Here is a 12,207-nt window from a genome sequence, read left to right as displayed (position 1 = left end):
ATGCCTCATTCGCGAATTCACGGCTGAGGGTTCGCCGGCGTAGCCGGCTCCTACAGTGGTGCGGGCGGGTCGGCTGCGAGTTGCCGGTTCGTCAGCGGTGAAGTCATTTCACAGCGTGTTCGAGCGCTTCGAAGTCTTCCTGCGACAGCTTCAGCGCGGCACCCTTGACGTTCTCTTCGAGGTGATCGGGGCTACCGGTGCCCGGGATGGGCAGGATCACCGGCGACCGCTTGAGCAGCCACGCCAGGGCGACCTGGCCGTCAGTGGCATCGAGCTTCCTGGCGATCTTCGACAGTACCGAACCCTCTTTCGCCAGCTCACCGGCGGCCAGCGGGAACCAGGGGATGAAGCCGATGTTGTGCTTGTCCGCGTAGTCGACCACGGCCTCGCTCTGGCGGTTGCCGAGGTTGTAGAGGTTCTGCACCGTGGCGACCTTGAAGAACTTCGACGCCGATTCAATCTGCGCGACATTCACCTCGGACAAACCGACATGGCGAATCAGGCCTTCGTTCTGCATGTCGCGGATGACGCCGAACTGCTCGTCCTCGGGCACCTTCTCGTCGACCCGATGGAGCTGCCAGAGGTCGATGCGTTCCACGCCCAGGCGACGCAGGCTCATCAGGACGCACTGGCGCAGGTATTCGGGACGGCCGACCGGTGCCCAGATGTCCGGGCCATGACGGGTCAGGCCACCCTTGGTCGCGATCACCAGGCCCTTGTACGGATGCAACACTTCGCGGATCAGGTCTTCACTGACATAAGGACCGTAGCTATCGGCCGTATCGATCAGGTTCACGCCGAGCTCGGGCAGCTTCGCCAGGGTCTCGCGCGCTGCCTTGGGGTTGGCCGGCTCACCCCAGATACCCTTGCCAGTGATGCGCATGGCGCCGAAACCGAGGCGGTTGACCTCGAGGTCGCCGCCGATCTTGAACGTACCGCTCGCGGATGCGTTGATGCTTGCCATCGGTAGACTCCGTTACGTTGGGACGAAGGAAAGTCAGACAGACATTGGTACGCCATCGAACGTTTAAAGGGCGTCGCGAAACATCGATGCGATGACGATCGCGTTCGCACAAGCTTGCGTTCGAGCAAGCTCGAAGCAAGCCGGAGCAAGTCGCGCACGTTTCTTGCAAAACGCTGGCACGACGTCACACGTTGGCACGGCGTTGTCTAGAGACGGGCGGCGATCGCGTCGAGCAAACGTACGACCAGGGCGTCGTCGACGGGATCCCGGGCAAGCGCCTGCTCGATGCGATCGATGTCCGTGGCGATGGATGTCGCGCCCCAGACCAGGGCACCGCCCTTGAGCCGATGGGCGAAATGAGCGGCGACGGTGAGGTCGCGCACGGCGAGTGCGGCGCGGATGGCAGCGAGATCCTTCAGGCATTCCTTGATAAAGGTCGCATCGATTTCCGATTCCGTGCGTGGCGCCACGAGGGCCGCCTTGAGCCCTTCCAGCGAGAGCGGTTTGCCCAGCACCGTGTCGATGCCACTCTCTTCGCACCGACGGATATGCGCTTCGCCGTGATTGGCCGAGATGGCGATGAAGCGCGTGCGCGCGCCGCCGGCCGTGCGTTCACGCGCACGCAGCTCGGCGGCGATATCGTATCCCTGCATGTCCGGCAGCTCGCAATCGAGCAGGACACCGACATAGCGTCCGGCCTCGAACACATCGATCGCCGCCTGCCCGTGGTCCACGGCCTGCGTCGCATAGCCGATGAACTTCAGCTGCGCCGCGATGATCTGCCGATTCGCCGGATGATCCTCGACTAGGAGCACCGTGCCGAACGGTTCGTCCTTGGCCGCATCCGGCGGATCGTCCTCGGCGACGGTCGTGACAGCGGGGACGAGACTGGTCGGCAGCTCGATGCGGACAGCCGTCCCCACACCGACCTCACTGGTGAGATCGAGACGTCCGCCCAGGTGGGTGACGATATCGCGACAGATCGCCAGCCCCAGGCCCGTGCCACCGAGTCGGGTATCCAGGGCCCCATGCGATTGCGCGAACGCGCGGAAAAGCTCACGTTGCCGGTCGACCGGCACGCCGATGCCCGTGTCGAACACGTCGATCACCAGCCGGCGGATGTGATCGGGGGTCTCTTCCGTGCCCTGCCAGAGCGCGATGCCGACGTGGCCTTCGTGGGTGTATTTCACGGCGTTCGCGAGCAGGTTCTCGAGCACCTGGCGCAGGCGTGTCTCATCGAGCAGCAACCAGGGCAAGGGGCCCATGGGCAGGTCGAGGCGAATCGCGAGATCCTTCGCCTCGATGGCCGGACGCTGCGACTCGATGACCTGCCGCGCCACGGCCAGCACATCGCAGGACACCAGATCGGGCGTGAAGCCCTGGACTTCCGAGCGGGTGTAATCGAGCGCACTCTTGAGCAGGGAGCGCAGGTTGCGGCTACTCGCCTGCGCGATCGCCATGAGGTCGCGCTGTGGTCCTTCCAGCGGCTGCCGGGCCATCAGGTCGATGGACGAGACGACCGCGTTTACCGCATTGCGTACCTCGTGGCTCATCACCGCGAGCAGCATGGTCTTCTGTTGCTCGCCGCGCTGCGAGGCGAGCTGCGCACGGCGCATCTGCCAAAGGGCGAAAATCAGGACCAGGATCAGGGCGCCGCCCAGCGCGATCTCCCCCTGATAGACGGACACGACCTGCGACAAGGTCGGTGCGCGCAGATAGGCGGCCTCGAGCCAGCGCTCGATGACCGCTTCGTTCTCGTCCGCCGTGATGCGGCGCATGCCCTTGTCGAGCATGTCGATCAGCTCGGGCTCGTCGGGTTGGACGACCACCCTCACCGTGACCGGTATTTCCGCCACGTCGCCGGCCACACGCAGGCTGGAGGCATAGTCACGACGCACGATGGGGTGGTACGCCACGTCCATGCCGATAGCGGCATCCGCGATCCCGCTTTCCACCGCCGCCAGCACCTCGTGGATGTCGTCCAGCGGAAGGCGCGTGACCAGCGGATGTTCGCGCTTGAGCCAGCTTTCGTAGGCCCCGCCGCCCTTGAAGGCCACCGTGTGCCCGTCTAGGTCGCGCATATCGATCCTGGCCGGACCCACGGTGCGCGTCACGATCAGGGTGCGGCCCACGTAGAACGGTGTGGACAGCAGGGCACGGTCGCCCAGGTCCGCGATAACCATGCGGTCGGTGGTCGAAGGCAGCAGGTCGACGCGACGCTCGGTGAACGCCTTGACCGACGCCTCCCAGGAGGCGGTGCGTACGGTTTCAAATCGCACGCCGGTGTGTTCGGCGACCAGCGCCAGATACTGGCTGACCAGGGGATTGGCTTCGCCACCGCGGATCTCGGCGCCCTGTTGCGGATCGATCGCGATACGCAACACGGGATGCTGCGCGCTCCACCGCTCCCGTTCGGGATCTGGCGGATCGGTGGCGGCACCGGCGGTCACGACGAACGCGGCCAGGCAAGGGGCGATCCATCGCCTCACTTCGATGGCACCTCGCTGTCCGATGCCAACAGGTACGCGCGAAGCATATGCAGCTCGTTGTCCTTGCCGATGTCCAGCTTGCGGTAGGCGGCCGTCTTCTGTGTGCTTACCGTCTTCAGGCTGCGATTGAACTTGTTGGCGATCTGCGTGACGGACAGGCCTTCGAGCACGCAGCGGATCACTTCCCACTCGCGCGGTGAAAGCCGGGCCATCGGATTGTCAGCCAAACCGCTGACCGTCCCCGGTGGCATGTATTCGCGACCGGTCATCACGGCGTCTATCGCACGAATGATCTCATCGGGCTCCTGGCTCTTCGCGACGAAACCGTGGGCACCGGCTTGCAGGAGACTGCGGATGACCAGGCGCGAACCGTGCGCGGAGACGACCAGGATCTTCAGCGCCGGATGCGCAGCACGCAGCAATTTGATCAGGGCGACGCCATCGATGTCGTCCATGGCCAGCGAGTAGTCGATCAGGGCGACATCCACCGGCATGGCTGCCAGCATGGCCCGGAACGGCTGGCTGCCGCCATGGCTGCCGACGATCAGGATCGAAGGGATTTTCTCAAGATGCGCGATGAGCCCCTTGAGGACGAGCGCGTGATCGTCCAGTAAGGCCACGCGCACTGAGCCGGTGTAGGTTCGCGCGGACATGGCTCGATCAGATACACCCTTGTAGTCATATGCCCCGCCTCTCAAGCGGAGCGAGACGAACGATATATCGGGGATCGAGGCTTGTAAACGCCGGTACCCCGCGAAAAACGCTATCGGCCATTCGGCTACCTCCGTAAGCCGTACAGGCAATCCACGAGTGGATTGCTAACCTCTCATCGTCCGTAAGACGGGCATTGTCGACCACCAAGGGGTAGGAAGCGGTCATGGATACAGTTAGCCGCAGACCGGCCGGCACCGCCGCCGTGCGCGAACCCGTCGCAGCCGACCGGCCGTACGACCCGGCCGAAGGCGCGACGACCTTGTCATTGGACACCGTGCGAATCGGTATCGTCGGATTGGGTTATGTCGGCCTTCCGCTGGCAGTCGAATTCGGCAAGCGCTACGCAACCCTCGGATTCGACATCAATTCCGGGCGCATCGAAGAGCTCCGCCGGGGCCACGACGTCACCCTGGAAGTGGATGGCGATGAACTCGGCGCCTCGCGCCGGTTGCGCTTTTCCTCAGGCATCGACGATCTCGCCGAGTGCGACGTGTACATCGTCACCGTGCCGACACCGATCGACGACGCGCGCCGGCCGGACCTTACGCCACTGATTCGCGCGAGCGAAACCCTGGGCAAGGTACTCAAGCGCGGCGACATCGTGGTCTATGAATCGACGGTCTATCCGGGCTGCACCGAGGAAGTCTGCGTGCCAATCCTGGAGAAGGTTTCGGGTCTGGTCTTCAACGAAGATTTTTTCGCGGGCTACAGTCCGGAGCGGATCAACCCGGGTGACAAGACCCATCGCGTTACGGGAATACTCAAGGTTACCTCCGGCTCGACCCCTGCCACGGCCGACTTCGTCGACGCGCTCTACCGCTCGGTGATCACGGCGGGCACGCATCGGGCCAGCTCGCTCAAGGTGGCCGAGGCCGCCAAGGTGATCGAGAACACCCAGCGCGACCTCAACATCGCCCTGGTCAACGATCTCGCGATCCTCTTCAACAAGCTGGGCATCGATACGCTCGAGGTACTCGAAGCCGCCGGAACCAAGTGGAACTTCCTGCCATTCCGGCCCGGTTTGGTTGGTGGCCATTGCATCAGCGTCGATCCGTATTACCTCACCCATAAGGCGCAGCAGGTCGGGCACCATCCCGACGTGATCCTCGCCGGCCGACGCACCAACGACGGCATGGGCACGTATATCGCGTCCGAAGTGGTACGCCTGATGGTGCGCAAGGGCATCAACCCGGTGCGCGCCCGCGTGCTCATCCTCGGCCTGGCCTTCAAGGAAAACTGCCCGGACCTGCGCAACACCCGTGTGGTCGACATCATCAACGCCCTCGACACTTATGGCGTCGGCGTGGACGTGTACGACCCCTGGGTGCGCGCGAGCGAAGCCGAGCACGAATACGGCATCACGCCCATGGCCGATCCGGCGCACGCCGCCTATGATGCCGTGGTCGTCGCCGTGGGACACCGCGAGTTCGTCTCCCTGGGCGCCGCCGGCATCCGTGCCTTCGGCAAACCGGAATCCGTGGTCTACGACGTCAAGTACGTCCTGCCGCGCGACGCCGTGGACGGACGGCTTTGATCACGGAACAGCCCGCATGAAAGTGCTCGTGACCGGCACGGCCGGCTTCATCGGCTCCCATGTGGCCATGCGCCTGCTCGAGCGTGGCGACGAGGTGATCGGCTTCGACAGTCTTTCCGACTATTACGACGTCGAACTGAAAAAGGCCCGGCTGGCCCGCTTCGCCGACAGGCCCGGCTACACCCACATCCATGCCGATCTTGCCGACCGCGACGCCGTCGAGAACGCGTTCGTCACCCACAAGCCGCAGCGCGTGGTCAACCTGGCGGCGCAGGCAGGCGTGCGTTACGCCGCCGAGAACCCGCACGTGTACATCGCCAGCAATGTCACCGGCTTCCTGCACGTGCTCGAAGGTTGCCGTCGTCATGGCGTCGAACACCTCGTCTTCGCGTCGACCAGCTCGGTCTATGGCGCGGATACGCGCATGCCCTTTTCCGAACACCAGCCGACCGAACACCCGCTGACCCTGTATGCTGCATCGAAGAAGGCCAACGAGCAGATGGCGCATAGCTATGCCCACCTCTACGGCGTGCCTTGCACCGGCCTGCGCTTCTTCACCGTCTACGGTCCCTGGGGGCGCCCGGACATGGCGCTGTTCCTGTTCACCAAGGCGATCCTGGCCGGTGAGCCCATCCAGGTCTTCAACCATGGACACCACAAGCGCAGCTTCACCTACGTCGACGACATCGCCGAGGGTGTCCTGCGTACGCTGGACCAGATCCCGGAGAAGAACGCGAACTGGTCGGGCGACCGCCCGGATCCCGGATCCAGCGGCGTGGCTCCGTACCGCATCTACAACATCGGCAACGAAAAGCCGGTGGAGCTCCTCACATACATCCAGGTGCTGGAAAAGTGCCTGAAGAAGACGGCGCGGATGGAAATGCTACCCCTGCAAGCGGGCGACGTACCCGACACGGAAGCCAATGTCTCCGCGCTGGTGCAGGCCACCGGCTACCTGCCGAAAGTGGACGTCGGCGAAGGCGTCGGCAAGTTCGTCGACTGGTACCGCGGCTACTACCGGGCCTGACAATAAAAATACGCTGGGAGATACCCCGTGATCACCGATTACCTTGACCCGTCGGCACGTTCCGACTATCAGGCGGACCTCTGCGTCATTGGCGCGGGACCCGCCGGCATCGCCATCGCGCGCGCCTTCCTCGGCACCTCGACCACCGTCTGCCTGATCGAAGGTGGCGGGCTGTCTGGTGAGGATCGAAGCCAGTCGTTGTACGACGGCGCCTCCGCCGGCAGCACACCTTTCGACGCCGGCACCTCGCGCATGCGCGTGTTCGGCGGCAGTTGCACGCTCTGGGGCGGCGGCTGCATTCCCCTGGCCGATTCCGATCTCGAACCTCGCGAGTGGGTACCCGACAGCGGCTGGCCCCTGCGCTATGCCGATCTCGCCCCGTGGTACGCCAAGGCGCGCGAGTTCTGCCGTATCGACCCCGCGCACGGCTTTGGCCAGGGCACGTTCGAAGGCCCCACGCCGCGGCCGCCGCTCGACCTGGATCCCGAGGCGATGGTCAACTTCATCTTCGCCCGAAGCCCGATCACCTTCGGCGAAGCCTATCGTGACCTGCTCGCCCAGGCACCGAACATCACCGTGCTCCTGCATGCGAACGTGATGGCACTGCAGGCCACCGACAATGCCGGCGCGGTGACCGACGCCACGATCGGCTCGCTCGACGGCCGGCGTGGTCGCGTCCGCGCGCGGCACTACGTCCTGGCGGCCGGCGGCATCGAGAACGCCCGTATCCTGCTCCTCTCCGATAACGTGGCGCCGAACGGGCTTGGCAACGACCATGATCTGGTCGGCCGTTACTTCATGGATCATCCCAGGGGAACCATCGGCAGCATTCGTTCGCCGCACGCGGATCGGCTCACCCGGCCGTACGAGCGGAGCATCGGCAAGGTGCGTGCGCCGATCGCATCGGAAATCGGCCTCTCGCTGGAGGCACAACGCGAATACCGGACGCTCAACGCGCGCGTGCACCCCTTCGCCGTCGAAGGCGAGGTGCCGCGTGGCATTCGCGCCCTGCGCGACGTGCGCGCCGCCCTGCGGCCGCCGACCCGCGACGAGGCGGCGCTCGTCGAGGCACGCCTGGAGGCAGCTCTGCAGAACGGTCCTGGCGGCGCGATGTCGCTTGCCGTCCCGCAAAACCTCGCGATCAGCGCCTTGCGACTCGGCCTGCATATCGGCGACGTGATCCGCGCCGTGGCGCTCAAGGTCGGCGACAAACCCACGGTGGCCAGCAACCGGGTGGAGCTGGTGGGATTCTTCGAGCAAGCGCCCAACCGCGACAGTCGGATCATGCTCGACGACAAACGCGATGCGCTCGGCCTGCGCCGTGTGCGCGTGGACTGGCGGCTCAACGATTTGGACCGGCACACTCATCGCGTGCTCGGCGCGGTCGCAGGCAACCGTCTTGCGCAGACCTGCGCCGGCCAGTTCGCACCGGCCCCATGGACCGTCGATACGCATGCCTCCTCCGATGTGCACGGAACGGCTCACCACATGGGCACCACGCGCATGGCGGACGATGCGACGCAGGGTGTCGTCGACACGCAGGGCAAGGTTCATGGCGTCGCGAACCTTCATGTCGCGGGAAGCTCGGTGTTTCCCACCGGTGGCTGGGCCTTCCCGACCTTTACCTTGATCGCGCTCAGCCTTCGACTGGCGGACGAGCTGCGTGCGTTGCTCGCCATCGTTTGACCGGATGTGTAACACCCTCGATACAGAGGGCGATACACCGATGTATCACGCAGCCGTTTGGCCTAGCCGTGTGCAACCCGGAAGTGCAATCGACAGGACGCCGCGCACTTCCTAGCCTCCATGTATCGACACGTTCGGATAACGTGCGGAGGGGAACTCGATGATCCGTCTTTTCAGACAGCCAATCGTTCGCTGGCTCATCCTGATGGGTGCCTGCGAGCTGCTGTTGCTGGCCGCCTCGCTCAACCTGGCGACGTATATCCGCTTTGCGCCATCCCCCGACGATCTCGCCGCGTCGACACAGACACTCACGGCTCGCGCCGTGATGTTCGCCGCGGTGATCTTCCTCGGCATGGCCGCACTCGGCGAATACCGCTCGACCCTGCGCATGAGCTGGCGTGGCCAGATCGCCCGCCATGCCATCGCCTTCATCCTCGGCGGCCTCATCCTGGTTGTCGGCTACTACGTCATTCCGCAGGCCTATGTCGGCCGCGGCGTGCTCGGCATGGCCCTGCTCATCGCCTTCGTCGCCACCGCTACGTTCCGCGGGCTGTTCATGCGCCTGGTCGAAATGGAATCGCTGAAGCGTCGCGTGGTGGTACTTGGCGCGGGACAGCGCGCCGCGCAGATCCACAACCGCATGCGCCGTCGCTCCGATCGTCGCGGGTTCTGTCTGGTCGGCTACCTGCAGGGGCTGAACGAAACCGTCATGGTTCCGGAAAACCTGTTGCTGACACGCGACGAATCGCTGGCCCAGCTCGCCCGCCGCGAACACCTCAACGAAATCGTGGTCGGCGTGGATGATCGTCGCGGCAGCCTGCCGATGGACGATCTTCTCGCCTGTCGCCAGCTCGGCGTGCAGATCACCGACCTGACGACCTTCGTCGAGCGCGAAGCGGGCCGCGTGCAGCTCACCATGCTCGATCCGTCATGGCTGGTCTTCTCCGGCGGCTTCAACGCATCGCCACTCGCGGTGTTCCTCAAGCGCGCCTTCGACATCGCGGCATCCGTTGCCATCGCCCTGCTCTGCTGGCCGATCATGCTTGGCGTCGTGCTGTCGATCCGCATGGAATCCGGTCGGGGGCAACCGATTTTCTATCGCCAGGAGCGCGTCGGCGAACACGGCCGACCGTTCTGGCTCTACAAGTTCCGCAGCATGCGCACCGATGCCGAGATGGACGGCATCGCGCGCTGGGCGAAGAGCAACGACGACCGGGTCACGCGCGTCGGCCGCATCTGCCGCAAGCTACGCTTCGACGAGCTCCCGCAACTGTGGAACGTGATCCGCGGCGACATGAGCATCGTCGGGCCACGACCGGAGCGCCCGCAATTCGTCTCGGACCTGGAAACCAAGATTCGTTATTACAACCTGCGCCATAGCATCAAGCCGGGTCTCGCCGGCTGGGCGCAGCTGAGCTATCCCTATGGTGCCTCCGAAGAGGATGCCGCCGAGAAACTCAAGTACGACCTGTTCTACGTGAAGAACCACAATCTCTTTCTCGACATGGTGATCCTGATCGAGACGGTGGAAGTCGTGTTGTTCGGACGCGGCGCGCGTTAAGGCGTGGCGGTCGTGCTGACGGTGGTCTCGGCCGACTCTTCCTCATCGTCGCTACCACCGACGGGAATCAGCGACCAGGCGATCACGGCGACGATGACCAGCGCGACCAGCCAGAGCCAGCGCGTACGCCACGCCCGCAGCGGCGTTTCCCCGAAGGAACCGTTACCGTCCGACGACTCCGAGGCGGCCGAGGCGTACGAAGACGCATCGCTCGCGTCATATACCGCGGCGTCCGTGCCCGCTTCGGCAACGACGGTCGCGCGCGGCGGTGCCACCGCACCCGGCAAGCGCCCGTGACGTCGATGGAACTCCATCGCCGCGCTGTACTGTGCCGTCAGCCGTTGAAGGCGTGCGGCAGCGATGACGTCGGCGCGACTGCCACGACGGCGATCCGGATGCCATGCCGCCACATGCCGACGATAGGCCTGCTTGAATTCGGCCAACGAGCAAGTCGGCTCCAGGCGGAGCTTGCCGTAAAGGTCGATGAAGTCGGTTTCGTCAGCCACCGCACGGCTCCCCTGTGGCGACCGGCACGGCGTATCGTCGTGCACATCGTCGCTCCGCCAAGCGTGGCCCACGCCCGCGCGCCTTGCAAGTACAACTTTTGGAGAACCGCGATGCGCCAGGCAGGTCGATTCGCCCTCGCTGGTCTCCTGTTCGGAGCGCCGCTCATGACCACGATCGCCGCCGACGCGCCGATGCCTTCACTCGGTGCGCATGTTTTCCTCGGCCAGGGCGAGGGCCTTGGCGTCAGCCCAGCCGTGACACCCGCCATGGATACCCAGGCGACCGGCAGCGTCTTCATCATCTTCAATGCCGGTTACAGCCATAATGACGGATCGCCCATCGACACCTATGGAAATCGCTGGAAGGGACTGGGCCGTCCGCTCGTCTACGCCGACTACGGCGATCGTTTCGATGTGAGAGCCTACGTCGCCACCGGGGGAAAGGGCGGCCCCGGGCATACTGTCTCCATCACCAAGCGTGGCGAACCCAAGGGCGAACTCTCCCTGCCCTTTGTCGAAGTACGCAACGCCTCACGTGTGCAGGCCTTCGCGCAGAACTACGCCGACAAGAACCTCGTCGTCGCCAGCGACGAGATCACCGTCGACGGTCCTGCCACGTTGCTCGCGTTCTGGTGGGGCGATGGCGGGGTCAAACGCATGACGGCCACGCCAGGCGACGGATTCCAGCTCATCGATGCCTTCCTRCAACTGCCGGACGAGAGCGGCGTGCAGGGTGCCGTCGCCTGGCGGCAGGTCGACGCCGCCGGAACCTATCGTGTGCACTGGACCGTCGCTCCCGTGCAGGGTGCTGCGCTGTGGATCATGGCGATTCGCTGAGCACGCTGTCCGATTCCGGACGTCCGTGAGGACTGACTGATCGCGAATAATGGCGTCGCACGGCGCCTGCCCTGAAAGGGCGGACAACATTCATTCGTAGCTTGTCACGACATGTGTCCGAAATCGATCAACGACCCCTACAACCACCGACCTATTTTCTTCGCGATTACATAGGCATAGCTTGGGTCACGACACCCAGGGCCGCGGCGGGTCAATGGATACGCCACGGAACATGCTAGGAGCAAGGCAGCGTCAGCCTCCGCAAGGATGCCCAGGACTGAACGCGAACGCGCGAGGATGCTTGGATGCGATAGCGCACCTCGCACGCGGCCCCGCGGTGTCGACCCACCTTTCATATCAACTGCCGCGAGGGCATTTGCAGCAGCAGTCTTGTCGTCGGATAAGGGACTTTCCATGCGCGATTACAACGAGTTCAATGCTCTCAGCCAACGCTTCGTCGCTGAAGTCGGCGCACCGCCTCTTAAGCTCACCCACGGAACCGTCAGCACGATCAGCGGACCCGGAGTAACGAGCGTCAATCCTTACCCATTCACGGGGATGATCGTGGTCGGCAACGACAACGCCATACCTATGCGTCCCAAGCCGGCGAGAGCACGATTCACCCCGCCCACAAGCCTTTGTTCGGCAGTCCATCTAGGCTTTCTGGGAGGTTCTTTGCACGGCGATGTAAAAATACGCTTCTACGACGCTGCCGATCAGCTACTGGAAGAGTATCGGACACCTGGTTTATTAGACTTCGAGTACAAAGCACAGGACGGCAAGACCATCAAGTACGTAGAGGTTGACGTCATCGACATCTGCGTAGTCATCACGACTTTGATTTTTTGGTCTTGAAGGACTTCACACAGGATGTGCGCCCGCGCGGGGC

Annotated in this window: 10 protein-coding genes; 6 read left to right on the top strand and 4 right to left on the bottom strand. The window is 64.2% G+C overall.

Annotation, left to right across the window (positions count from 1 at the left end; all coding sequences use genetic code 11):
* Nucleotides 1-103: 103 nt before the first annotated feature.
* From AC1DYM_RS04290 to AC1DYM_RS04280, 3 genes are all read right to left on the bottom strand, one after another.
* Nucleotides 104-964 (bottom strand): aldo/keto reductase, encoded by an 861-nt coding sequence (locus AC1DYM_RS04290; RefSeq protein ID WP_477336268.1) that lies wholly within the window; start codon nucleotides 962-964, stop codon nucleotides 104-106.
* A gap of 206 nt (nucleotides 965-1,170) precedes the next feature.
* Complete coding sequence (locus AC1DYM_RS04285; protein WP_477336266.1) at nucleotides 1,171-3,453, bottom strand: ATP-binding protein; 2,283 nt, start codon at nucleotides 3,451-3,453, stop codon at nucleotides 1,171-1,173.
* The gene (locus AC1DYM_RS04280) at nucleotides 3,450-4,106 is read right to left on the bottom strand and encodes a response regulator (RefSeq protein WP_477336264.1); all 657 of its coding nucleotides are present in this window, start codon (nucleotides 4,104-4,106) and stop codon (nucleotides 3,450-3,452) included. The genes AC1DYM_RS04285 and AC1DYM_RS04280 overlap by 4 nt, the downstream gene beginning before the upstream one ends.
* A 326-nt stretch (nucleotides 4,107-4,432) precedes the next feature.
* Here AC1DYM_RS04280 and tviB point away from each other — a divergent pair, with 326 nt between their 5' ends.
* The 4 genes from tviB to AC1DYM_RS04260 all read left to right on the top strand — a co-directional run bounded on the left by tviB (nucleotide 4,433) and on the right by AC1DYM_RS04260 (nucleotide 9,975).
* Complete coding sequence (tviB, locus tag AC1DYM_RS04275) at nucleotides 4,433-5,701, top strand: Vi polysaccharide biosynthesis UDP-N-acetylglucosamine C-6 dehydrogenase TviB (protein ID WP_477336574.1); 1,269 nt, start codon at nucleotides 4,433-4,435, stop codon at nucleotides 5,699-5,701.
* Between the two features lie 16 nt (nucleotides 5,702-5,717).
* Nucleotides 5,718-6,728 (top strand): NAD-dependent epimerase, encoded by a 1,011-nt coding sequence (locus AC1DYM_RS04270; RefSeq protein ID WP_477336262.1) that lies wholly within the window; start codon nucleotides 5,718-5,720, stop codon nucleotides 6,726-6,728.
* A 27-nt stretch (nucleotides 6,729-6,755) separates the two neighbouring features.
* Nucleotides 6,756-8,414, top strand: coding sequence for a GMC oxidoreductase (locus AC1DYM_RS04265; protein WP_477336260.1), 1,659 nt, complete (start codon nucleotides 6,756-6,758; stop codon nucleotides 8,412-8,414).
* Between the two features lie 160 nt (nucleotides 8,415-8,574).
* The gene (locus tag AC1DYM_RS04260) at nucleotides 8,575-9,975 is read left to right on the top strand and encodes a TIGR03013 family XrtA/PEP-CTERM system glycosyltransferase (RefSeq protein ID WP_477336258.1); all 1,401 of its coding nucleotides are present in this window, start codon (nucleotides 8,575-8,577) and stop codon (nucleotides 9,973-9,975) included.
* Here AC1DYM_RS04260 and AC1DYM_RS04255 read toward each other — a convergent pair.
* Nucleotides 9,972-10,481 carry a J domain-containing protein gene (locus AC1DYM_RS04255; protein WP_477336256.1) on the bottom strand — a complete coding sequence of 170 codons (510 nt, stop codon included), beginning with the start codon at nucleotides 10,479-10,481 and terminating at the stop codon, nucleotides 9,972-9,974. The genes AC1DYM_RS04260 and AC1DYM_RS04255 overlap by 4 nt on opposite strands.
* A gap of 165 nt (nucleotides 10,482-10,646) precedes the next feature.
* Between AC1DYM_RS04255 and AC1DYM_RS04250 the strand changes: the two genes are divergently transcribed.
* Both AC1DYM_RS04250 and AC1DYM_RS04245 read left to right on the top strand, forming a co-directional pair.
* Nucleotides 10,647-11,318: a hypothetical protein gene (locus AC1DYM_RS04250; protein ID WP_477336254.1), complete on the top strand. Its 672-nt coding sequence runs from the start codon at nucleotides 10,647-10,649 to the stop codon at nucleotides 11,316-11,318.
* Nucleotides 11,319-11,732: 414 nt separating this feature from the next.
* Entirely contained in the window at nucleotides 11,733-12,173 is a 441-nt protein-coding gene (locus AC1DYM_RS04245; protein ID WP_477336252.1) for a hypothetical protein, read from the top strand.
* The last annotated feature ends 34 nt before the right edge of the window (nucleotides 12,174-12,207 follow it).

It is taken from the genome of Luteibacter sp. P1_D3, assembly GCF_056406135.1.
Note: the sequence above shows the minus strand (reverse complement) of the source record. Positions and strands in the feature narration are given on the sequence as shown.

Bases quoted from the DNA above. Each gene is read 5' to 3' on its own strand.
- AC1DYM_RS04270 (WP_477336262.1), top strand. From the start codon at position 5,718: ATGAAAGTGCTCGTGACCGGCACGGCCGGCTTCATCGGCTCCCATGTG.
- AC1DYM_RS04290 (WP_477336268.1), bottom strand. From the start codon at position 964: ATGGCAAGCATCAACGCATCCGCGAGCGGTACGTTCAAGATCGGCGGC.
- AC1DYM_RS04280 (WP_477336264.1), bottom strand. From the start codon at position 4,106: ATGTCCGCGCGAACCTACACCGGCTCAGTGCGCGTGGCCTTACTGGAC.
- AC1DYM_RS04260 (WP_477336258.1), top strand. From the start codon at position 8,575: ATGATCCGTCTTTTCAGACAGCCAATCGTTCGCTGGCTCATCCTGATG.
- AC1DYM_RS04245 (WP_477336252.1), top strand. From the start codon at position 11,733: ATGCGCGATTACAACGAGTTCAATGCTCTCAGCCAACGCTTCGTCGCT.